The organism is Psychrobacter sp. JB193 (genome assembly GCF_002285555.1).
Classification (GTDB): domain Bacteria; phylum Pseudomonadota; class Gammaproteobacteria; order Pseudomonadales; family Moraxellaceae; genus Psychrobacter; species Psychrobacter alimentarius.
In genome coordinates this window covers 321140-344522 of record NZ_NRGY01000001.1, presented here as the reverse complement: position 1 = coordinate 344522, position 23383 = coordinate 321140, and the positions used below count along the sequence as shown (strand labels likewise).

At 43.5% G+C, this 23383-nt stretch carries 17 protein-coding genes; 7 read left to right on the top strand and 10 right to left on the bottom strand.

The features are described from left to right. Nucleotides 1–27: 27 nt before the first annotated feature. Both CIK80_RS01385 and CIK80_RS01380 read right to left on the bottom strand, forming a co-directional pair. Nucleotides 28–2166: a CHC2 zinc finger domain-containing protein gene (locus tag CIK80_RS01385; RefSeq protein ID WP_095568570.1), complete on the bottom strand. Its 2139-nt coding sequence runs from the start codon at nucleotides 2164–2166 to the stop codon at nucleotides 28–30. 157 nt (nucleotides 2167–2323) lie between these two features. Then, the gene (locus CIK80_RS01380; protein ID WP_095568569.1) at nucleotides 2324–3541 is read right to left on the bottom strand and encodes an outer membrane protein assembly factor BamD; all 1218 of its coding nucleotides are present in this window, start codon (nucleotides 3539–3541) and stop codon (nucleotides 2324–2326) included. 838 nt (nucleotides 3542–4379) lie between these two features. Between CIK80_RS01380 and CIK80_RS01375 the strand changes: the two genes are divergently transcribed. Continuing rightward, a complete protein-coding gene (locus tag CIK80_RS01375) occupies nucleotides 4380–5594 on the top strand; it encodes an RluA family pseudouridine synthase (protein ID WP_179288300.1) in 1215 nt (404 codons plus the stop codon). 106 nt (nucleotides 5595–5700) lie between these two features. Then, complete coding sequence (locus CIK80_RS01370) at nucleotides 5701–6612, top strand: polyphenol oxidase family protein (RefSeq protein WP_095568568.1); 912 nt, start codon at nucleotides 5701–5703, stop codon at nucleotides 6610–6612. Nucleotides 6613–6739: 127 nt separating this feature from the next. Here the strand turns inward: CIK80_RS01370 and CIK80_RS01365 are convergent, their stop codons facing one another. Continuing rightward, nucleotides 6740–8002: a YeeE/YedE family protein gene (locus tag CIK80_RS01365; protein WP_257011656.1), complete on the bottom strand. Its 1263-nt coding sequence runs from the start codon at nucleotides 8000–8002 to the stop codon at nucleotides 6740–6742. Between the two features lie 448 nt (nucleotides 8003–8450). Between CIK80_RS01365 and CIK80_RS01360 the strand changes: the two genes are divergently transcribed. Then, nucleotides 8451–9068, top strand: a complete 618-nt coding sequence (locus tag CIK80_RS01360; RefSeq protein ID WP_095568567.1) for a flavodoxin family protein — start codon at nucleotides 8451–8453, stop codon at nucleotides 9066–9068. A 335-nt stretch (nucleotides 9069–9403) separates the two neighbouring features. On the opposite strand, the gene CIK80_RS01355 is transcribed toward CIK80_RS01360, so the two are convergent. From CIK80_RS01355 to tolQ, 4 genes are all read right to left on the bottom strand, one after another. After that, nucleotides 9404–10696 carry a PD40 domain-containing protein gene (locus CIK80_RS01355; protein WP_095568566.1) on the bottom strand — a complete coding sequence of 431 codons (1293 nt, stop codon included), beginning with the start codon at nucleotides 10694–10696 and terminating at the stop codon, nucleotides 9404–9406. Nucleotides 10697–10839: 143 nt separating this feature from the next. After that, nucleotides 10840–11847 (bottom strand): cell envelope integrity protein TolA, encoded by a 1008-nt coding sequence (locus CIK80_RS01350; protein ID WP_257011655.1) that lies wholly within the window; start codon nucleotides 11845–11847, stop codon nucleotides 10840–10842. 60 nt (nucleotides 11848–11907) lie between these two features. After that, on the bottom strand, nucleotides 11908–12366 hold the full coding sequence (tolR, locus tag CIK80_RS01345; RefSeq protein ID WP_095568564.1) for a protein TolR: 459 nt from the start codon (nucleotides 12364–12366) through the stop codon (nucleotides 11908–11910). Further along, a complete protein-coding gene (gene tolQ / locus CIK80_RS01340; protein WP_095568563.1) occupies nucleotides 12363–13085 on the bottom strand; it encodes a protein TolQ in 723 nt (240 codons plus the stop codon). The genes tolR and tolQ overlap by 4 nt, the downstream gene beginning before the upstream one ends. Nucleotides 13086–13670: 585 nt before the next feature. Here tolQ and CIK80_RS01335 point away from each other — a divergent pair. From CIK80_RS01335 to CIK80_RS01325, 3 genes are all read left to right on the top strand, one after another. Beyond that, nucleotides 13671–14966, top strand: coding sequence for an NCS2 family permease (locus tag CIK80_RS01335; RefSeq protein ID WP_095568562.1), 1296 nt, complete (start codon nucleotides 13671–13673; stop codon nucleotides 14964–14966). Between the two features lie 713 nt (nucleotides 14967–15679). Continuing rightward, nucleotides 15680–18946, top strand: a complete 3267-nt coding sequence (gene putA / locus CIK80_RS01330) for a bifunctional proline dehydrogenase/L-glutamate gamma-semialdehyde dehydrogenase PutA (RefSeq protein ID WP_095568561.1) — start codon at nucleotides 15680–15682, stop codon at nucleotides 18944–18946. Between the two features lie 11 nt (nucleotides 18947–18957). Beyond that, complete coding sequence (locus tag CIK80_RS01325; RefSeq protein WP_095568560.1) at nucleotides 18958–19650, top strand: 1-pyrroline-5-carboxylate dehydrogenase; 693 nt, start codon at nucleotides 18958–18960, stop codon at nucleotides 19648–19650. A gap of 165 nt (nucleotides 19651–19815) precedes the next feature. Here the strand turns inward: CIK80_RS01325 and CIK80_RS01320 are convergent, their stop codons facing one another. After that, nucleotides 19816–20988, bottom strand: coding sequence for a cupin domain-containing protein (locus tag CIK80_RS01320; protein WP_095568559.1), 1173 nt, complete (start codon nucleotides 20986–20988; stop codon nucleotides 19816–19818). Between the two features lie 130 nt (nucleotides 20989–21118). On the opposite strand from CIK80_RS01320, the gene CIK80_RS01315 reads away from it, so the two are divergent. Next, on the top strand, nucleotides 21119–21304 hold the full coding sequence (locus CIK80_RS01315; protein ID WP_062844371.1) for an NF038104 family lipoprotein: 186 nt from the start codon (nucleotides 21119–21121) through the stop codon (nucleotides 21302–21304). Nucleotide 21305: 1 nt separating this feature from the next. On the opposite strand, the gene CIK80_RS01310 is transcribed toward CIK80_RS01315, so the two are convergent. Further along, a complete protein-coding gene (locus tag CIK80_RS01310; RefSeq protein ID WP_095568558.1) occupies nucleotides 21306–21947 on the bottom strand; it encodes a DUF2238 domain-containing protein in 642 nt (213 codons plus the stop codon). 27 nt (nucleotides 21948–21974) lie between these two features. Continuing rightward, entirely contained in the window at nucleotides 21975–23366 is a 1392-nt protein-coding gene (gene purB / locus CIK80_RS01305; protein WP_095568557.1) for an adenylosuccinate lyase, read from the bottom strand. Between the last annotated feature and the right edge of the window lie 17 nt (nucleotides 23367–23383).

The following is a 23383-nucleotide window of genomic DNA, read 5'->3' as shown; positions in this document are numbered from 1 at the left end:
TTGAGAAACAAAAATTAAGCGTAGGCGCTAAGATTGAACGGTGACCATCTGCGCCGATTGTTCGGCTTGTTGGGCGCGCAACCAGTCATTCAATAACTGCGACTGCTTACGAACAATTGCCAGTTTGATATGGTCTGGATTTTTTATCAGCTCTTGCATCTTTTTTTGTAAATGTAATTTGAGCAACTGCATGACCAAGTTTTCAACCAGCTCATCTAGACTTAATACATTTCTTGCGGTCAATGTTTTATAAAATCCACCCCAACCACGGCTAAGCGTTTCTTGCGTGAGCGGCTTTAGATTGGATAAGATAAAGTGTGCCGCTGCATTGGCATCTTTTGGCAAGTAATTGAGACAGCGTTTGATGGTGCTGACGATATCAAGTAAGGCATTGTCTTGTAAGTCCTCCCAAGCCACAGGGCGCAAAACGTCAGGCGATGCTTTTTGGTGGATATGGGGAGGCAAATGCAAACCATTGATACCAGCACGCTGCCAAATGATTTCTATAGGGTCATCAATAAGCGTGCGCGGTTGAAACAAAAAACAAAGTTGCAGCTGCTGACTGATGGTCATGTCACCATCAAAATCTAACAGCGCATCTTTGGCCTCGACATTTTGACTGCGTTTGCCGCCCAGTTTTTGATAAATATCATTATTAAGCAGATAGCGAAAGCTACTGCCTTTGGGTAAGGCCGTCGTTAACGAACGAACTTGAGACATCAGTTTCGCTTTGCCTTCAGCCAAGGTTAAGTCATAACGCTCACTCAAATAAGCAAAAATATACTGAGATAAAGGCATGGCATTGGCGATTTGCTCGCGCATGGCATCGCCCCCCTGACTTTTGATAAAGGTGTCAGGGTCATGGTTGTTGGGTAAAGTTAAAAACCGCAACTCTTTATCATCAGCCAATACAGGCAAAGCCACTTCAAGCGTGCGCCAAGCGGCTTTTTGTCCTGCACTATCACCATCGAAACTTAGGGTCAAAGTCGGGTTCAATGTCAACAATCGAGATATCTGACTCTCATTAATTGCCGTACCCATTGATGCGACTGCGCCATAAATACCCGCTTGATAGAGGGCAATGACATCCATATAGCCTTCGACCACAAGCCAGCTGTCAGCACGTTGCTGGCGTGACTCATAATAGCCGTATAGCACATGCTGCTTGTGAAAAACGGGTGAATCTGAGGAGTTGATATATTTGGGTTTTACTTCATTGTCGAGTGCTCGACCACCAAAGCCAATAGTGCGACCTTGATTGTCCCGAATAGGAAAAATCACACGATCACGCAATAAGTCGTAATCTCGTCCAGATTCTGATTGGCGAACCAAACCTAATGCTTTTAATCCTTCAATATCTTGTGGAAATTGATGCTCGAGATGCTGCCAGCCAAAAGGGGCATACCCCAAACCGAACGTCTCAAATATGTCTTCTGTGATACCACGTGATAAAAAATAGTGCTTGGCATGAGGATGAGTAGCAAGGTTGTGCTGATAAAACTGCTGTATTTGCTCGAGTAGCTCATACAAGTTACCGTCTTCATCAGCAGAATGATCCATACTGTGCAGATCTGTGATTGCGTCAGTGTCTGTCAGCCACGAAGGTGGATAACCATTACCGCTGTCACTGCTGCTTTGATAATCTGAGCCGTAGCCCTCAGATGAATAAGGCGCTGAGTCATAAACGTCTAATGGTGGATAGTTGTCATAATGACCATCATCGTAAATGACAGAGTCTGAATACGACGGAGCGCTATTATCTTGATTTTGACCAACAGGCGTAGGATTGTCTGATTGAGTAGCTGTTGGTGCTTGAGATGTCGGCTTGACAGTGGACTGTTTGGTGCGTTGATAGCTAACATTTTGCTGTTCTTCTTTTGGCACCTCGATGCCCGTTTGCTTTGACAGCTCATTGACGGCTTCAATAAACGTTAAACTTTCATAGTCTCGCAAGAAACTGATGGCGTTGCCACCAACCCCGCAACCAAAACAGTGATAAATGTTTTTTTGTGGATTGACATAAAAAGAAGGCGACTTTTCACCATGAAAAGGGCAGCAGCCTTTATATTCGTTGCCCGCTCTTTTGAGCGTGGTATGACGTCCAATGATACTGATTAAATCAGCTTGGCTATTTAATTGTTCGAGGATATGGTTAGGAATGCTCATACAAAAAATAGTTTACCATAGGTCAATTAGGTTAAGACACAGCCGATAAATCAGTCATAGCAAAATATCGAGGGCAGAAAAATAAGGCCAACATAATGTTGACCTTATTATTTATGACACGCAGTAGCCAGCATGGCGCTGCCTAAAGAAATCCGACTTAATTCATGCCTGAATCAGTGTCCGATGGTGTCAGCATAATACCGTCGCGCTCAGACTCAGGTAGAGTCGTGCGGCGTGTTGGGTTGATGTTTTGCGGATCAACGTTTGCTTCTCTAGCAGTAGAACTTGTGCTCGATTGACTAGTAACGCGTTCTGTTGATGCTTCTGGCAATCCTAACCCAATATTGACACCATTGCTATTTGTAGAAGATGTGAAAGAACCCGCTATCGGTGCATTAGCTGGTGCAGCATTATCACTAGGCAGTCTCAATTGATTGGCGTTGCGAATCATTTGGAGTTTGGTGGCACCATTATATTGACCAGTGGCAGCAGAAGCATCTGTTGTACTTGAGCGACCAAGCTTCCCAAAGGTTATTTTGTTGAGCCACGTGCTGTCACGTTTGGTTTTTAATTTGACACGACCATCATTGGTCAACCAATTAGGATAGTTGATTTGCAATAGGGTTTTATACTCGTTTGCCAAATCAGTCAGACCCAATTTGCCATGGCTATAAGCAAGAATGGCAATGGCTTCTGGCGTAGATTCACTGAGTGGATAATATTGGAACACCCATTTGGCACGGTTCACAGCAGCGACATAGGCTTCACGTTCGATATACCAATTGGCAGCGCTCATCTCACTTTCAGCAAACTGATTGTAAATAAACGTCATACGCTGAGCAGCATCTGGTGCATAAGGGCTGTTCGGGTATTTATTAATAAGCTCTTGGAAATTGGCAAAAGCAATACGCAAATAGGCGGTATCGCGCTCTGCTTGATTTAACTTAAACAGCTTTAAACCTTCTGATGAGCCTTCCATATTGGCCACGCCGCGTACATAGTAGGCGTAGCTGACTTGTGGATTAGATGGGTATAGACGAATGAATTGTTCAGCACTGGATGCGGCCATTTCAAACTCACCGCTGGCATACTGTGCATACATCATATCGAGTAAAGCTTGCTCGGCGTACTGTCCAGTAGGGTAAAAAGTACGCAAATTGGTTAAGTCTTCGATGGCTTGATTGTAGCGGTTTTTGTCGATCTGAGCGATGGCATCGTTATAATAGTTTTGCTCTGATTTTTCGGCAGTTTCTACTGCATCGACGTCTTTTTTACCAGTCAGGTTTTTGAAAGTCTGACAACCCACAAGGTTTACGCTAAGCGCAAGTAAGGTTATTGAGGACAGTTTGATAAACGTATTGCCAACAGCTTGCATACTTCTTCTCCGACACAAGACGCACAATAGCAGCGCCATTATGCTATATAAAAGGTTAATAATAAAAAACGATGCTTATGGCATCAGTTAACTGTCTACTATTGAGTATGCTTATGATCAAGCGAACTCATTAAGAATATGATCTTCATCGAATGCGGTTTTGCTATGGTTAATAACTTGTGCATTAGATCAAAATCTTATTTTACGCTAATAAAATACGATTATTTTAAGATACAGTGCCATAGCATACAGCAAAATATGGCTATACTTTATAGAATAACGCTGGCCTCGTCTATTTTTTCACCATCTAATTATAGCTGCATGATGTCAAATATCCATAAATCTTTAGTACTGAGGCATTTTAACATCACTCAGATAAGCCAGAGCAATTTTTTGACCACACTATACTAATACAGTTGCATGGGAATTCATCTGCCCACAAATACGATAGCTTTTGAGGTCGCTCGATCTGCGCTCTGATTATAGCCTAGCATTTTAACATGAGCGGCCATTATGAGCGATCTCCAATGTCACTGGCATCGCTAAATATACAGTAAATTACAGCAATGTTATATTCTAGAGAGTTACTAAATGATGTTCGGCAAGGTGATGGATCATCAAAAAAAGACAGATAAAACAGTGCCTCTATAGGGCTTAAGCGCTTGGCATGATACACTATCGCCATATTGCTTCCGCTTTTTTTGACGATGATTCTTTTTAAGATACATCAGTAATCAATGAGCGGTCGTCTGTTTGTTATAACACTCCCTTTAACGTTGCTATTTCAAGCCATGTTAGGAAGTTTACCCTATATAAATCTTCTATGAATAATGATGCTATGACTACCCACTTACCACCGAATCAGTCGCTAGATACTGATTCATCAGCACAAGAGTCACCAATGCCAAATAATGTTTTAAACAATGACGAGCCTGACAATCAAGAAATGATTGATGAGAACACTGATGCTCTTGATAATGACGACTTGCTCGAAGAAGACAGCGATATTGATGACGAGATTGACGATAGCAACATAGATGATGGCGATGATGAGGTCCCTGTTGCTGGTCAAGCCATACCAGTGGTGGTAGATATGACACACATTGTCACCGAAGATCAGTCTGGCCTGCGCATTGATAAAGTTGCCTCACTGGTGTTTTCAGACTTCTCGCGCGTGCAAGTACAAGGTTGGATAACTGACGGAAGCTTGCTCTATAACGGCAGTGTGCAACGACCAAAAGTCCGTGTCAAAGCCGATGATGTTCTACATCTATCAACGACGTTGCAGCAGCATAGTGAAGATCAACCAGAAGACATCGATATCGATGTTGTCTATGAAGATGACGACGTACTGGTGATTAACAAACCTGTTGGTATGGTCGTTCATCCGGGCGCTGGCAATCAAACGGGTACTTTGGTCAATGCGCTTTTATATCATTATCCGCAGCAACACCACTTGCCACGCGCAGGTTTGGTACACCGTATTGATAAAGACACATCAGGGCTTTTGCTGATTGGCAAAACCAAGCCCGCTCAGATGGCTTTGATGGAGCAGCTAAAAGACAAATCGGTCTATCGCCATTATCAATGTGTGGTGGCAGGGGATGCAGCAAGCTTACTTCGTCACAGGCGTATTGATGCACCGATTGGTCGTCATCGCACTCAGCGTACCAAAATGACGGTGATGACCGCCGGGCGTGAGGCAGTGACGCATTTGTTGAATGTCACACCGCTCAATGAAAACTACTGTTTATTAGATGTGGGACTAGAGACAGGGCGTACGCATCAGATTCGTGTACATCTCAGTCATATTACGTATCCGCTAGTAGGGGATCGTGTTTATGGTGGTCGTCGCCAACTGCGTTCGGGTCTATCAGAAGCTCAGCGTCAAGCGATTAGTAACTTTCCACGTCAAGCCTTGCATGCCTATACATTAGGATTTGTTCATCCAACGACAGGCGAAGACGTTGAAGTCACAACACCATTACCTGAAGACATGCAGCAGTTAATAGCAGTGTTAAGCAATGGCTATGACGACGAATACGACAAATAAGCAAGTATTTATAAATGCTTGTGATAGCTGGTAAAGAGTTAATGACTGCCGGCGACATAATCACCATATACGAATAATAACAACCCATGAATACGGTACATCAGCCATGATTAATACGTTTCCCATGACATTGCTGGCGCAAGTTGATGATGTGGCGGTTTTTCAAACGTCTGCTTTTTCTAGCGATGATACTCTCCATATTGAGGCGTTTGGTTCAAAGAAAGAGCAAGCTGAAGAAAAAAGTAGGGCTGATTATGGCGAGCTAAATCTAGGGTTGCATGTCAAGGATAATGCGACAAGTGTATTAAATAATCGTATGCGCCTATTGGCTGCCATCAATGAGCAAATGACAGATATATCTTTCAAGAATGAGCTGTGCACTCAAGTCAAAAGCTTGCACTGGGTCAGTCAAGTTCATGGCAAGCACATTTATGATGTTGATGCTACTGCACTAGGTATGGAGCCAATGCCCGCTGATGCGATAATTAGTCAACAGCAAGGTCTTGGTCTTGCCATAATGACGGCTGATTGTGTCCCCATTGTCTTATATCAACCTACCAGTGGTCAGATTGCAGCAATTCATGCAGGCTGGCAAGGGTTGGCATGCGGCGTTATTCAAGCAACGGTTCAGCGTTTTAGAGAGTCTGGGCCGATAAGTGCTTGGATTGGTGTTTGTATCAGTCAAGAAAGTTACGAGGTTGGTCGCCAAGTCCGTGACCAATTATTAGCTGGCTGCGTAGAAACTCAGTCATTAACGGCTTCTGACATTGAAAATTTTGACCAGCGGTATGTTGTTAATAGCGAGGCAGACAATGCTGATAAGCTCAAAATTAACTTACCAAAGCTGGCTGCCGATCAATTAAAGGCGGCTGGCGTAACGTTAGTGGGTGGGTTGCCTGAGCATTGTAGTTACGCTGATAATCGATATTACTCCTATCGTCGTCAGACGCATTTGAATCAGCCTGCTACAGGGCGTATGGCGCTAGTGATTGTTCGTGGCCTTTCTGCGCATTCATAAAATCTATTTATTAATAGAAGTGATGTAAGGATCGCTATTCGTTTGTAGCATTTATAATGTTAATCGTCCAAAAAAATAGCAGACTTAATATAAGTCTGCTATTTTTTATTCACAAATTATTGATTTTTTAGCATACAGAATCATTAGATTTTGGTACAGACAGCCCAAACAAGGGGCGCAGATATAAGGCTAAAAAAGTCCCTGCCATTGCCATGATACCCCAAATATAACCATGAGCACTAAAAGAGGCAATACCACCAAAATAAGCACCGATATTACAGCCAAAAGCCAGACGCGCGCCATAACCCATCATCAACCCGCCAATCACAGAGGCTGCAAAATTACCTAGAGTAATCTGAGTAAATTTGAATAAACCTCCTGCTGCCGAGGCAATAAAAGCACCGATGATAATACCGATATTCATGACCGTGGTCGAATCAGCAAAGATTGAAGCATTTAGCGCAGCGGCATTGGTTCCTTGCCAATAGCCCCAGCTTGCAACATCAACGCCAAAGTTGCTTGCAATTTTAGAGCCCCATAATGCAAATGCAGAGGTGATACCCCATGGCTGACCACGCGTGATTAATGTTAGCGCATTCAGTATGGCAAGAACGATCGCTGCTGCAAATAATGGCCATGAGCCGCGAAAAATGCGTCTCCAACCTTTTTCAGTCGGCACGGGTGCCATTTTCGGTGCTTTGGTTTTTTTCTCAACAATAAGCGTGACCCATGCAATCAGAGCAAATAGTGCCAACGATACTATCCAAGCACCACTATAGCCAAGACCTGTGGACGTCGCTAAAGAAAAAGGGGCAAAGGAGGGCATCTCTTCTGTCCAAAACGGCAGATGATAAGCGCCAACAGTTGCGCCAATGACGAAAAAGATAAAGGTGATGAACATCACTGAACGTCCACCGCCAACGGCGTAAAGCGTACCAGAAGCACAGCCGCCGCCCAGCTGCATACCAATACCGAATACAAAAGAGCCGACGAGTAAACTAACGCCAACGGGTGAGACATACCCTGCGACCGAGCCGCCAAACAGGGTCGTACCATAGGCAAGAATAGGGGCAAATAGACTGACTGCAACCGCTAACATCAGCATATGAGAACGCATCGCTTGTCCATTACCTACTGACATCAGACGTCTAAATGCAGAAGTAAAACCAAAACGCGCATGAAACAGAGTATAGTCAAGCAATAAGCCGATAATAAAAAGTAAGGGCTGAGCCATAGGCTGGGTGCCAAATAGATAAATCAGCATAACAAAGCCAGCAAGTGCGCCACCTACTACCAGTAGCTTCTGCGGGTCATTTAGTGCCAAGGTCCCTCTAGCAATAGGGTCTAGTGTGTCATTTACGGGTTGAACTTTCGTTGTTGTAATAGCCAAAAGAGTACATCCTTCTCTGATATATGTTTTCAGAGTTTGTTATTTAAATAGTTTTTTGGAATATTTAAGTAGTATATTCGCGAATAGTTGAATAAGCGCCCTATGATAAACCCGTTTTTTAAAAGCGTGACAAGAAGAGGAAGAATTTATATATTCTTTAATGGAATATATAAGATTGTAATGGCTGATTAGTGATTGATAGTAATACAGCGAATTCATCTTTTTCCTTACCGCTCATTTATTTAATCTGTTGACCGCTCATTTATTAAAAATAGTTATATTGTTAGGACACTGATTAAGTTCTTATAAATATAGCAAATAAGATCAGGTTGAATTTACGAAAGCTTGCCTCATATTAGCTAAATAAATGAGATATCTATAACATACATTTTTAGTATCCTAAAAACAGACTCTTAGTCTGTTCAATTAATCCATAATTAGAGTTTGTATGAATACATCTGTCGAATCGCCTTTAACCTCCACGTCCACTGATAACGTACCCAACGTTTCTATTGCCGTAATTTTTCATAGTAACTATGGGCACACCAAGCGTGTTGCTGAGGCTATTGTCAAAGGGGCGCACCAGCAATTACCAGAATCACAGGCCAAAGTTGTCGATGTTCATGATGTCGATTGGGATTATTTGGATCAAGCAGACTTGTTGGTGTTTGGTAGCGCTGTCTATATGGGTAGTGTGACGGCTGAATTTAAGACCTTTATGGATGAAACCTCAAAGCGTTGGTATCATCGGGTATGGGAAGGTAAGTGGGCAGCAGCCTTTGCCAACTCTGGTGGGCTAAGTGGCGACAAATTGGCAGTATTGCAGCAGATTTCTTTATATGCGATGCAGCATGGCATGAATTGGATTGGGTTGCCCTTGATGCCAACAGGTCATGAAGCCCATGATTTAAACCGTCTGTCCAGCTTCTTGGGGTTAATGACACAGTCTCTAGATGGACCGCCAGAAGAAACGCCAGGGCCTGGCGATATTGATACGGCTATTTGGTTCGGTGACCATTTAGCAAAAACCATTATCAAACATCAGCCCGCTTCTGTAAAACCTTGAGATAAGGTGATAGGCTGCCCTTAAAATAGTTCAATAAAAAAACAGATGCCAAGTTGGTATCTGTTTTTTTGCTTTACTGGGTATGGTTTTGTACAGCAAGAGGTGCGGTGACGGGTATGGGGCTATCAACAAATTGAAACGATTGACAACCTGTGATTAGCAACACCGAGGTCAATAAACAGCTTAGCGTTAAGGATTTCATAAAGGTATCTCAGAAAGCAATCAAGGATAAAAAGATACTGGTCATTACAAGTAATATTATAAAAAGCGCCTCGTATAACGTTAGGCGCTTTTTATGTTTCATACTTTATATTAATAGAGCGAAGCCGATCATCTTATTTGGGACTAGATGACCATACTGGTGAGCGGATGACGCCTTGTCCTGACTTACCGAATGCTTCACCACCATTCAGTGACTTGATGGTCAGCACACCTTTACCGCCTTGCTTTGATGCATATACCACGCGTTTACCGTTTGGAGAAAAGCTTGGTGCTTCATCGATACCTGTATTACCCAAATTAGCAGTAACCGCGCCATTGTTATTCATGATGGCAGCTGATCGTCCACTCAAAAAAGCAATTTGTGAGCCATCGCTACTATATTGCGGACTGGTCGCATAACCGCTATTAGATACTTTAGTCGTGCGACCTGAGCCAAACTCATAACGATAAATTTGTGGCTTATTAAAGCCAGCTCGATCACTGACAAAGACGAAAGATTTACCATCGGGTGCATAGCTTGGTTGCACTTCGCTACTGGGCCAATTGGTAAGTCTTCTAGGCTGACCGCCACTGGCACTCATCTCATAAATATGAGCGCTGCCTTCAAAGCTACTTGAAAATAGTATCTTACTACCATCAGGAGAAAATGAAGGGCTTAAATTGCTACCTGCAAAAGGCGTTAACGCACTTGCGCCGCCGCCACTGACATTTTGTACATAAATAACAGGGTATGACTTATCACGCTGTACAGAGTAGGCGATACGACTACCATCTGGTGACCATGTTGGTGAAAAGATTGAGCCTGCAACTTCTGTGATAGTTTTGGCGTTTTCGCCATCTGCATCCATGACTTTTAGGCGTGAGACTTTCTCTTTCCCAGCGCCAATCTCTTCAATATAGGCGATACGCCCTGAAAAATCGCCTGGAATACCTGTGATAAGTTCATACACTTTATCGGAGATAACATGTCCGGCATAACGTAGGCTTTCTCTATTATTATCAGCGGTCAAGCTTTGTTTGCCTTCGATGACCCGACCAGATTTAACGTCAATCACTTCATAATCCGTCACTATCTTGCCGCGATTACTGCGTGTGGTGCCGACCACCAGATAAGGAATTCCCATACTTTGCCATACTGGTAACGAGCCTGAAAGCTCGCCACTGCTGTGCGGCTGCTGCGGTAAGTTTTGGCTAGTCACTTTTAGCTCAGTCTTGCTCAAATCATTTAAGACAATAGGTGATAAAACCGAATCGCCAGCGAAGGGCACAAAAGCCACTTGGTTTTGCTGGACAGGGATTTCATAATCCAATTCTAAAACGACAGGTGCGGCAAATAGACTAGGAGAAACAAGGAGAGTAGAGGCACTGGCGAGTAAAGAGGCCAATAGTTTCTGATGGGTACGCATGAGTCAGTTGAGCTCCTAAAACAATATGGTTATCATTTTTATAAATAAGGGAGGTTGCCCTTGTCATGATAGTAGTGCCGTATATCGCACGGTAATAACGGTTTAACATCACGTTATCAATAATATAAGACATGAGCAACTGATTAATTACTGCCTTTAAACTGTATGGTAAAGGTAGGGTATTTAGGATCGTCGGTATCGATTGGTAATGAGCCTGTATCCAATACGGCTTGCTTGGCAGCCTCATTCACAGCGCTATCAGGCCCTGAAGCAGAAACATTAACAATATTTCCACTCGCGTTGACAGTAATGGTTAGCGTTGCGCTTTGAGTGGAGCCTTTCGCTGCGGTCGGTGGGTTATAATTACGTTTGATCAAACCAACGATCTCACTGTTGCTGGCGCCGCGGTTGCCACTGGATGCAGAGCGACTGCTACCTTTAGTGAGACTGGACGTGGCTGTATCGCCAGAAATACTGGATTGACCATCTGATAGATTGTAGGTTTTACCCGCACTGCCTGTATTAATTTCTATATTACGATCACTTGCAGTAGGGCGTGTAATCTTCGGTGGGTTATTCTGTTTACTACGAAACTCTCCTAACCTTTCTTGCTCTTCTGCACGCTGCTCTCGTTTATTTTGCTCAATTTGACTGTGTTCTTCGGCCACTGAGTCATCCAACTGCGCTGCCCATTCAGCCATCCGGCGTTCATAGTCTTGGTTTTGCTCAAACAGGCGCTGTTGCTGATCTTCACTCATGAGCATTGGCTGGCTGCTAGAGTCGTCAGAGCGTGTAAAAACAGGTACGCGCTGAGAACTGGTTTGATTTGGGTTCTGTGCACTAGCACTACCGTCAAACGTTTCTGTCTGCGTCATACCGCTTGCGCTGCTTTCAGCCTGCATGGCACTGGCCGCGGCCGCCCGATTGGCTAAGATTTGTCCTTGCATCTCAGCAAGCTGTTCAGGCGATACCATGACAGTCTCAATACTACCAGCCGTTTCTACCTCATCATGTTGATAATTATAAATAAGCACACCAATCACAAGTGCATGTGCCAGCAAACTGAGTAGCGTCGGCAAGGTAAGACCATTGCCTTCAGGTTGAGTTGGTACATAAACGATAGGGGCATTATGCATGGTAGAGATACTCAAAAACGAGGTTCGTCAAATGATCAGTTTTATTATAGCAAGTTGGGCTAAGAATAGACGTCATTATAATGAAGGTGCGGGCAAGGGCGCCCCTGTTAACAGACCAACTTTTTGGATACCTGCTTGTTGTAAGGTCGCCATTAGGGTCATGATGGCACCATACTGATTGTTTTGATCCGCATTAATCATGACTTGCAAAGGTTGCGCCCCAGCATCGGCACTTTGATTTTGTAGATTGGATAGGGTGTCAATCAACTCCGGCTCGCTAATTGGCAAATCAATATTGTTTTCATAACTGATAAAAATCTCACCGTTATCGGTCAATGAGACAATAACCGGTAGCTGACTTTGGCTCATGGTATTGGTTTGCTCTTTTGGTAAGTCAACATCGACGCCCGTGATCAGCATAGGTGCTGTCACCATAAATATCACAAGTAGCACGAGCATTACGTCAATATAAGGAACAACGTTCATCTCCGCGTTGAGTGCTTTTTTCTCACGGCGATATGGGCTTTGTCTCATAACCCTGTCACCTGACTCGCAGTTGCCTGATGGTCTCTACCAGTGATATTTTCTGCACTGGTCTCACGCTGGAGCATGCCCGTCATCTCATCGCAAAACAATGCGCGTGAGTCATACAGTTGGCTCGATTTGGCCGTAAAATGGTTGTAAGCCAGTACAGCAGGAATAGCAGCAAACAGTCCCATAGCAGTCGCGATTAACGCTTCAGCGATACCAGGCGCCACAGAGGATAACGTGGCTTGCTCAGTTTGAGACAGTCCTAAAAACGCATTCATGATACCCCAAACCGTACCAAATAGACCAATATAAGGGGCCACTGATCCAATACTTGCTAGCGTGGTTAATCCTGACTCTAGTAATTGCTGCTGACGCCCTAAACCGACTCGCAGCTTGCGCTCAACGCCATCAATGATGTCATCCTTAGGTTGGCGCTTTTTATGCATTCTTAAATATTCAGAAAATCCCACATAGAAGATTTGCTCAAGCCCTTGACGTTCAGGAGAGCCTTGGACACCTTGATACAGTTTGGCCAAATCTTCACCCGACCAAAACCACGTCTCAAACTGCTGATCGAAGTTTTTGGCAGTCCCAAGCCGTGCACTCATACGAAAAATAATTACCCAGCTGAGTAAGGAAGCCAATAACAATAACGCCATTACTATCTGTACCAAAAGACTGGCTTGAGTAATAAGGTCAATAATATTTAAAGATTCAGGCATGTATGAGACTCGTGAATAATTGATAATGACTGGCAGGGCGCAGCACGCAAACCAAGTTAGACCATCTAATAAAACATAGAATATGACACCAAAAATGCGCTTTAATTTCGCACATTGCTATCAACCGCTTAGTGTACTGGTAAATGTACAAAAGGTCATTTATTAAAGTGTTAAATACTCAATAATATGAATTTAGCCTATTCCAATCGTGACCCATCGTTAGCTCATATCTTTCTATTAAAAGTAGGAATATAGCGTTGTACAGGTACAAGATTTTTTATTTACTTTGTGATTTATAAGTTGAAGAGATAAAAAATTATGAGTACGGCACTATGATTTTTGAGGCATAAGGACTGTATTGTAATATTGAAACCTTGTTCAGTCATTGCTCACTAGGACGTCAGAAAATCAGATTTGTACCCATAAGACACGGGTAATGATTGAATTTGTACCGCAATTTCTCTAAAATGTTGCACTTTGTTACCGCTGCCTTTTGATTATGACGTCGCAATTTTTTGTTGACGTCATATTTATTTTTGGCACCAATAAATTTGTTCTTTCACTAGCAAGCTGGGCGCGACACTTATGAATGCAATTGAACGCTATTTTGGGATTAACGGTGAAAACACCACGGTCAAAACGGAAATTCTTGCTGGTATAACTACTTTTTTGACCATGGCATATATCATCTTTGTGAACCCTAACGTATTGGCTGAGGCTGGTATGGACAAAGGGGCGGTGTTTGTGGCCACCTGCCTGGCCGCAGCAATAGGCTGTTTTATCATGGGGATTTATGCCCGATTGCCTGTGGCATTGGCACCAGGTATGGGTTTGAATGCTTTTTTTACCTATGGTGTCGTACTGGGTATGGGGTATGCGTGGCAAACGGCACTAGGCGCTGTTTTCCTATCGGGTTGTTTGTTTATTATTTTAAGCTTATTTAAAATTCGTGAATGGATCATTAATGCCATTCCAACCAGTCTTAAGCAGGGCATTGTGGCAGGTATTGGTGCTTTCTTAGCATTTATTGCACTTCAAAGCTCAGGCATTATTGTTGGCCGTGATGCCACATTAGTAATGCTTGGTGATATGACCTCATTTGCGCCAATGATGGCAGCGTTGGGGTTCTTTATCATTATTGGCTTGGTCTATAAAAAGGTCCCAGGTGCGGTCACTATCGGTATTTTGATTGTTACCCTGATTAGCTTGCTGACAGGTCATACGCATTTCGCTGGCATTATATCTGCTCCGCCATCCATTACGCCGACTCTGTTAGAGCTTGATATTGCAGGCGCGTTTGACGTTGGGATGATCAGTGTTATTTTTGCTTTTTTATTCGTTGATTTGTTTGATACAACAGGCAGCCTAGTAGGTATCGCCAGTAAAGCAGGTTTGATTGATAAAGATGGTAATATCCCTAACATGGACAAAGCTTTATTGGCAGATTCAACGGCGACTGTGGCAGGCGCTATGCTTGGTACCTCATCGACGACCAGTTATATCGAAAGTGCTTCTGGTGTGGCGTCTGGTGGACGTACTGGTCTAATGGCAGTAACGGTTGGCGTATTGTTTGTGCTGAGTATTTTCTTCGCACCATTGGCAGGCATGATCCCTGCTTATGCGACGGCTGGCGCGATTTTCTATGTGTCAGTATTAATGCTATTTACGTTAAAGGACATCAACTGGGAAGACTTAACAGAAGCTGCTCCGGTAGCGGTCGTACTGTTATTAACACCGCTCACGTATTCTATTGCAGATGGTATTGCGCTTGGCTTCATTACCTTTACCGCGGTCAAGCTGATGACAGGTAAATTCTCTGAGATTACCATTCCTGTTTGGGTACTAACCGTTATCTTACTTGCTAAGCTAGTATTGCTATAGGCATCTGATAGTTAATTTCTTACCTTGTATGACTATTTTGAGTCCCCTTTATTCTGAATGAATGAAGGGGATTTTTCTTTGCGTAAAAGATAATCCAGTGTTACCTTATAATCGCAAGTATTTGATTTAAAGAAATTAAATGTTAATAGTAAATAAAAAAATATAACCAGAGCGTCATGCTGACTAAGGTGCTGATAACTGGTTGTTTTTCAGCATAATATGAATTTAGAAAAATAGTAAATAGTGTTAGTTTGAAAATTTTTTTCATGCTAATATGCCCAAGTTAAGCGCATCACCTCAATCAACGCCGTAGAGGTTTTTCTTACAGTGAATTAGCGTCAAATAAGATGACAGATTTAGACCTAGTCAAAGTGATAATTGATTATCCTTATTTTGATCTAGCGATAAAACCATCTGCTCATCACACTCCTTTCACTACTAACAAGAAGAAGGCACTAATGTCGCTTAACTGTTTGTTGCCTTTGTATTGTTAATGTAGCCCGTTTAACACTCGAACGACCTACTTAACCATTTCCAGCCGATGCTGGATTTTCCCGTTTTGTAATGGCGCCGTTTGGTCTTTTGATTACCGCTGTGAGTATCATTACTAACCACTGTTTAAAGCAACAGTGGGCGTAGGCACTTAGGCGTCATAATCAGACCTCCTAAAGCATCATTTATTATGGTTTTTAAACGATAGTTATGGAGTTGTTATGAACCCAGTAGATCAGTTTACCCCGCAAGAACCAATTTTATTCAATCCTGTCGATTTACTATCGCCAGAATATATTACTCACTCATCAAAAGAGCTATATACGCGTATTTCGCCATTATATAGTGTGGATGAAACCAGCTGGTTGTCTAAATTACTGCCACTGGCTAAACCCAGTGATGAAGAACGTAATGCGGCGGCTGAGCAAACGCGTCAGCTGGTTGAGCACGTACGTAATGATGGCAAAGCGGTCAAAATGGTTGACTCGTTATTGCTCGAGTACAGTCTTGATACGCAAGAAGGTATCTTGCTTATGAGCTTGGCAGAAGCTTTGATTCGAGTACCAGACAATTACACGGCAGATGCACTTATTCATGACAAAATGAGTGTGGCTGACTGGAAAAAACACATCAAAAATGACAATGGTTTTATGGTCAATGCTTCTTCATGGGGCATGATGATGACAGGCCGTGTCGTCAGTATTGATAGCAATACCACAGCCTCAGGATTTTTGGATCGTATGACCAAAAAAATGGGTGAACCAGTCATTCGTAGTGCGATGCAAAAAGCCATGCGTATTATGGGACATCAGTTTGTATTGGGCGAGACAATCGAAAGCGCTAATAAAAACAGTCAGCCATATCGCAATAGAGGGTATACCTATTCGTTTGATATGTTAGGTGAAGCAGCGATCACCCATAGAGATGCTGAAAAGTATTTTAATGACTATCTGCATGCAATCAGAGCTACGGCTAATGTCAAAGTCAAAGAAGGCATGCCAAAGCCATCAGTGTCTATCAAATTATCAGCACTGCATCCTCGTTATGAAGCCACGCAAGAAGCGCAAGTCATGGGCTTATTGCGTCAACGTTGCTTGCTACTTATTGAAGCTGCGCGTGAAGTCAACGTCGATCTTAGTATTGATGCTGAAGAAGCGGACCGTCTTGAAATTTCATTAAAGTTATTTGAGTCTTTATACCGTGACAACTTAACCGCTGGCTGGGATGGTTTAGGTATTGTTGTTCAAGGATATTCTAAGCGTGCTATTTCTGTCTTAGTATGGCTGGCTCGTTTGTCATCAGAAGTGGGCGACCGCATTCCAGTACGTCTGGTCAAAGGTGCTTATTGGGATACTGAGATCAAACTGGCTCAGCAAAAAGGGCTATCAGGCTATCCTGTTTGGACACGTAAAGAAGGCACAGATACGGCTTATCTTGCTTGCGCCCGCTTCTTATTGTCAGATCATCTGCGTGGTCTTATCTGGCCACAGTTTGCGACTCATAATGCGCATACGCTTGCGTCAATTATGACCATGAGTCAGCACAAAGAGTTTGAGTTCCAACGTCTACACGGTATGGGTGATGCGCTGTACGATCATATTTTACAAGCTTATCAAATCCCTGTCCGTATCTATGCCCCAGTTGGTGCACACAAGGACTTGCTACCATACCTAGTACGTCGCTTGCTTGAAAATGGCGCGAACAGCTCGTTTGTGCATCAGTTATTAGACAAGTCTTATCCTATTGATAAGCTTACTGTGCATCCTTATGACAAGCTGCTTGCCAATGCGACATTGCACAATCCAGATATCCCATTGCCATCAGAAATATATGGCTCACGCCGTGCAAGTTTTGGCCCTAACATATTTGTAGAGTCACAATGGCTACCATTTAAATCTGCTATCGATAGCCACTTGCATAAAACTTGGTCAGCAACATCTATCGTTAACGGTAAAGCCATTAACGAATATGAAGTGGATGGTACAAGCCAGAAGCTAAGTGTGCAGACCGTGCGTGCTCCTTGGAATCATGAAGTGAGCGCAGGGGAAGTAACCTACGCCAATGCAGAACTTGCTCGTCATGCCATTGATGTCGCAGTCGCTGGACAAAATGTTTGGAAAAATGTGCCAGCTGTTGAACGTGCTGCCATATTACGCAAAACAGCTGATCTTTATGAAGAAAACTACGCTGAATTGATGGCGCTTTGTCAAGTTGAAGCTGGCAAAACCATGCAAGACAGTATTGATGAGATTAAAGAAGCGGTTGATTTCTGCCGTTTTTATGCTGATGAAGCCGAGCGTTTAGATGCAACAGCATATGAGTTCACAGATTTAAATGGACAACAGTCACGTCAAATCTATAAAGCACGTGGTACTTTCGTTTGTATCAGTCCTTGGAACTTCCCATTGGCCATTTATACGGGTCAGATCGTGGCCGCTCTAGCAGCAGGCAACACGGTTGTGGCAAAACCTGCCGAACAGACCAGCTTGATCGCTCATTTCGGCGCACAACTGATGTATAAAGCGGGTATACCTGTAGAAGCTTTACAATTGGTCATCGGGGCAGGCGACGTTGGTGGTGCATTGACTGCTGCTGATAATATTGCTGGCGTTATCTTCACAGGCTCAACCCAAACGGCGCAACGCATCAATCAAAGTCTAAATGATCATGCCCAAGCCAGTGGTGAGCTGCCTGTGTTTATCGCTGAGACTGGTGGCCAAAACGCCATGATCGTTGATTCGACAGCGCTACCAGAGCAAGTGGTTAGAGATGCAGTATTGTCTGCCTTTGGTTCAGCAGGTCAACGTTGTTCAGCTTGTCGCATCTTATGCGTACAAGAAGAAATGGCTGATGACTTGATTGAGCTATTACAAGGTAATATGGCAGAGCTGTCAGTGGGTAATCCGCTATATGCATCGACTGACGTAGGTCCAGTGATTGATGCGGATGCTAAGCAAGGTTTAGAAGCACACATTGAGCGTATGAATGCTGAACCAACAGCGCGTATTTTGGCTCAAACACCGATGAGTACCAGTTCAGTCGTCAGTCAAGAACAATCTACTTTTGTATTGCCAACAGCGATTGAAGTGAAAAGTATTGATGTGATTGGTGGCGAACACTTCGGGCCGATATTACATGTACTACGCTATCAAGCACGTGACTTAGATCTACTGATCGATGCCATTAACGCCACAGGATTTGGTTTGACTTTAGGTATTCACAGTCGTATCGAAAACAACGCTGAACATATCGAGCGCCGTGCTTTTGTCGGTAATACCTATATTAACCGTAATCAAATTGGTGCCGTAGTGAATGTACAGCCATTCGGTGGTTGTGGTCTATCAGGTACAGGCCCTAAAGCTGGTGGTCCGCATTACGTGGCACGTCTGATGACACTAAGTACAGAATCATCAGTGAACCCTCAAGTGACTAAACAAACAGCAGCTACAAACAGTATAAACTCAACCACTCAAACAGAACTCGTATAAGGAGTAGCAACATGGCAACTGAATTCAAAAAAAATCATGCCCAGGTTTGTGAATCCTGGCGACTACTTGGCGCAGTAAATCGCGCCACCTATCTACAATCGGCTGTGCCAAAACTGGCATTGCTGACGGGTGATGCCAATAAAGCAAAACGCTTATTCAATCACTTGTTAGAAGCTGCGCCGAGTTTGGATGAAGTGCATCGTATGGTTGGGGCTACTGGTGAGTCCAATGACCTATATGTGACTGCTCGTGGCAAAACCATGGTTGTTGGCAGTGAATCTGCTAGAGCCATGGCGGTATTGGGACAGCTCATTGCGGCATTATTAACAGGTAATGAAGTTATTTTGCATTGTCCAAGCCAAGATGAGATGTGTAATGAAGCGGCAAAAATACTCTATGAAACGGGTATCAGTGATGATGTATTGAGCGTTGCAAACGACTCGCAAACGATCACGCTTTTACATATTGACCGTCTGGCACAAGTTGCGGTGTCTGGTAATGGTAGTGAGATACAAACCATCAGCCAAGAACTAGCCAAAACCGATGGTATCTTGACACAAGTGATTGCGGTCAGCGATATGGAAGGGTTATCAGAAATGCTAACGCCTGATTATCTGCACCGCTTCGTTACAGAACGAGTCAAGACGATCAATACGACTGCCATTGGTGGTAACGCCAGCTTACTTGAGCTTGGTACAGAATAGGGATTTTAATTAAAGGTGAAGTGGCGTTTAGCTTTTATCGAAGATTAAGCGTCATTACCATCATATTAAAATTTAGCAAATAAAAACCGATGTCTGATCAGTATTCAGGCATCGGTTTTTTTTATGTTTCTGTAAGACATTCAAACAGAGCTGTCAGGTTAAAAATTACTCAGCAAAATCAATCCAAACCCAGCCGTTTTCCAACCATTCACTGAGATCGTCTGGGTCAACGCCCGTCACATCACTATGCTGTAAAGATTCACCATTAGCTAAACGGATAAGAACAGCCTTTGTCGCCTCATCAAGACCATCAATACGTTGGCCATTGGCATACAGTACTGTGTTATTACTGTCCTGAGTATAAAGCAGACGATTGCTATAATCTGCTTGTAGTGTCCCGCCTTCTAACAAGGCTTGCATCAATTCATCAGTGTCTAATGTTTCTTCTGGCATGAGCGCATCGTATTGACGTTTGCTCACCACTTCCGACACGGCTTGGCGGATAATGTGATCACCGCGCTCAGATTGGAGCAATTGTAACAATTGATTTTTGATCGCCTCAATACTTTGGGTTTGTAACGCACCTGAGGCTTGCATAGCCTGCGGAAGTAGCATAGGTACAAACAAATCGCTGTCGTTGGTAGCGATATCAGCCATACTATCAATGATCTGCATCAGATTTGGACGACGACAGCCAAAAGAAAACGTCAAACAGTCATCTTGAGCAACCCCAAAATGTGATAATTTCGGTGGTACATAAAGCACGTCACCTGCTTCTAATATCTCATCGAAAATAATCTCACCCATATCATCAAAAAGTCTGATTGGTTCATCGGCGACGAATTCTGTGTTTTGGTCGCAGAATTTGCCCAATTGCCAACGGCGATGTCCGTAACCTTGTGCCAGAAAAACATCATAATCGTCATAATGTTTGCCCACTGAGCCACCCTTGGGTGCATAAGAAACCATGATGTCATCGCGTTGCCATTGCGGGATGAAGTCAAATGCTTGCCATAACTGACCAAGCTCAGGCGACCACTGTTCAAGGTTTTGTACCAGTACCGTCCACTGCTTCGGTAGATTGTCAAAATCCAATTCAGTCAGAGGGCTTTTTTTTAGTTGCCACTGCGCTTGACCTTCTTTTTTAGTATTGGCTTGTGTCAGTAAGCGCGCTGAGGCTTCTTCTTCTATGGCAAGACCCAACATGTCTTCTGGTTCAAACATATCAATAAGCTGGGGTAAGCCTTGTTTGATTAGTAGCGGCTTTTTTTGCCAGTACTCGGCTAAAAACTGCTCAGGCGTAATGGATTCTGGCAAACAAAGGGGTATAGAAGTCATGGATAAATCCGTATTTTAAATGAGGGTGAGATTAATAATGAGCAGTGCTTTATAGGAGGGTTTTAATAGTTTATGATGATCCTCTATCTGATGGCACTCATCAGAGCTACCACTGAATCGTAGGAACGTTATGAAAAAAATGCATTTGATCGTCATCCTCACAAGCGTATTTTTATTGCAAGCTTGCGTACATAAGATCGTCACTGTACCGGCTAAAATCGCTTACAAGACCACCAAAGGTGTGGTCAAAGGCACTGTTGCTGTTGGTAAAGCCATCATACCGGGTGATAGCGATGACGATAAAAAAGACAACTGATCTATTTTGGGGCAGCCACTTGATGGGTGCGAGTTTTAAATAAAATAACCCCTGCCGCAATCAGCCCACCGAGTAATGCCAAAGCCATGTCTTTGTGGGCATCCCAAATATCACCTTGCTGACCATTATAAGCTTCAGCCGCTTCTGGCGATAAGGTTGAGGCAATTCCCCATTCGAGTAGCTCGTAGAGTAGGCTTGATGACATATTGATCATGAGTGCGATAGCAATTAATAGCTTCGTTGACTGAATACCAAAGACAGATTTTGAGCTTTCAACCATAGCACTAAGCAGCAAAAGTCCATAACTGAAATGCACAAGCCTGTCGTACATATTGCGCTGCCAACCAAATATTTGGTTTATATTTATACCGAATAATCGCTGTGTCCAATCGTCATATGGCACGTATGAGTATAAGTAACGTGCACCTATAATATGAATGATCAGAAACAACGAAGCAAACATATAAGAGCGTGAGCCAATCTTCCTATAGCAGTAAGCACCAAGCACCACTGCCAAAAAAAGCAGTGTGCCGAGTTGATGGAGTAGATAACTTGACCACTCTAGAGGCTCAATACTTGCCAGTACCATAACGATGAATACCGTGATAGTACTGACAGTAACAGAATTTAAGCGCTTGCTCATGGCAAATATTTGCTCAATAATTCGCTCTTAGATTTTAGCGATCCAGTCTTTGATAGTGCGAGCTTGTTCTGCGGCATTACCAGTGTAAGTAGCTGGTGTCAATTCACGAAGGCGTGCTTTGTCAGCGTCGCTCACTGCAGATAACTCATCACTTTCAACGAACGTCAGCATGGCTTCACGCGTCATGGCATTACCGCGCGTCAAGGCTTTTAGTTTTTCGTAAGGATTTTCGACACGGTAGCGACGCATGACCGTTTGAATAGGCTCAGCCAATACTTCTTGTGCTTGATTGAGGTCTTCATTCAGACGCTGTGCGTTTAATTCAAGCTTGCCAACGCCTTTTAGGCAGGCATCAAACGCAATCATGCTTTGTGCCAGACCAACACCGATATTACGCAGTACGGTTGAATCCGATAGATCACGCTGCATACGTGAGATTGGCAGTTTTTCACCCAAGTGTGCCAGCATCGCATTGGCAACGCCCAAGTTACCTTCTGAGTTTTCAAAATCAATCGGATTGACTTTATGTGGCATGGTAGAAGAACCAACTTCACCGTCTTTTAGGCGCTGTTTGAAATAGCCTAAGCTAATATATTGCCAAACATCACGGTTAAAATCGATCAATATCGTATTGAAGCGTTTTACTGCGTCAAACAATTCGGCGATGTAATCATGTGGCTCAATCTGCGTAGTATAAGGATTGAAAGTCAATTCTAGACGTTCATCGATAAATTGTGCGGCATGAGTCTGCCAATCAACATCAGGGTAGGCTGAAAAATGCGCATTATAGTTACCGACTGCGCCATTAATTTTACCCAGTAACTCTACTTGACCGATTTGCTTGATTTGGCGAGCTAGGCGATAAGCCACGTTTGCCATCTCTTTACCAAGTGTGGTTGGGCTTGCGGTTTGACCATGTGTGCGTGACAACATAGGCTGATTAGCGTGAGCAATCGCCAAGTCTACGATACTATCGGTGACTTGCTGCATTTTTGCGACTACGATGTCGCGGCTGTCTTTGAGCATCAGCGCGTATGACAAGTTGTTGATATCTTCACTGGTACACGCAAAATGAATGAATTCTAATGAATCAATAAGCGCGTCTTGACCACGGAATTTGTCTTTGATGAAGTATTCGACCGCTTTAACATCATGATTGGTCGTCGCTTCGATGTCTTTAATCGCTTGTGCATCCGCTTCGCTAAAATCATCCACGATGCTATTCAAAAACGCATTGGTATCTGCGTCAAACGCAGCCAATTCACCAATCGCCTCATTGTCTGCCAATGATTGCAACCAGCGAATTTCAACCGTAACTCGGGCTTTAATCAAACCAAATTCAGACAAATATGGGCGCAAGCTGTCAGCTTTGGACGCATAACGACCGTCAATGGGGGAGAGTGCGGTAAGTGGAGTCATAACGATACCTCAAATGG

Bases quoted from the DNA above. Each gene is read 5' to 3' on its own strand.
- CIK80_RS01375 (WP_179288300.1), top strand. From the start codon at position 4,380: ATGACTACCCACTTACCACCGAATCAGTCGCTAGATACTGATTCATCA.
- CIK80_RS01335 (WP_095568562.1), top strand. From the start codon at position 13,671: ATGAATGCAATTGAACGCTATTTTGGGATTAACGGTGAAAACACCACG.
- CIK80_RS01360 (WP_095568567.1), top strand. From the start codon at position 8,451: ATGAATACATCTGTCGAATCGCCTTTAACCTCCACGTCCACTGATAAC.
- CIK80_RS01370 (WP_095568568.1), top strand. From the start codon at position 5,701: ATGATTAATACGTTTCCCATGACATTGCTGGCGCAAGTTGATGATGTG.
- CIK80_RS01325 (WP_095568560.1), top strand. From the start codon at position 18,958: ATGGCAACTGAATTCAAAAAAAATCATGCCCAGGTTTGTGAATCCTGG.
- CIK80_RS01385 (WP_095568570.1), bottom strand. From the start codon at position 2,166: ATGAGCATTCCTAACCATATCCTCGAACAATTAAATAGCCAAGCTGAT.
- tolR (WP_095568564.1), bottom strand. From the start codon at position 12,366: ATGAGACAAAGCCCATATCGCCGTGAGAAAAAAGCACTCAACGCGGAG.
- CIK80_RS01380 (WP_095568569.1), bottom strand. From the start codon at position 3,541: ATGCAAGCTGTTGGCAATACGTTTATCAAACTGTCCTCAATAACCTTA.
- CIK80_RS01310 (WP_095568558.1), bottom strand. From the start codon at position 21,947: ATGAGCAAGCGCTTAAATTCTGTTACTGTCAGTACTATCACGGTATTC.
- tolQ (WP_095568563.1), bottom strand. From the start codon at position 13,085: ATGCCTGAATCTTTAAATATTATTGACCTTATTACTCAAGCCAGTCTT.
- putA (WP_095568561.1), top strand. From the start codon at position 15,680: ATGAACCCAGTAGATCAGTTTACCCCGCAAGAACCAATTTTATTCAAT.
- CIK80_RS01320 (WP_095568559.1), bottom strand. From the start codon at position 20,988: ATGACTTCTATACCCCTTTGTTTGCCAGAATCCATTACGCCTGAGCAG.
- purB (WP_095568557.1), bottom strand. From the start codon at position 23,366: ATGACTCCACTTACCGCACTCTCCCCCATTGACGGTCGTTATGCGTCC.
- CIK80_RS01315 (WP_062844371.1), top strand. From the start codon at position 21,119: ATGAAAAAAATGCATTTGATCGTCATCCTCACAAGCGTATTTTTATTG.
- CIK80_RS01355 (WP_095568566.1), bottom strand. From the start codon at position 10,696: ATGCGTACCCATCAGAAACTATTGGCCTCTTTACTCGCCAGTGCCTCT.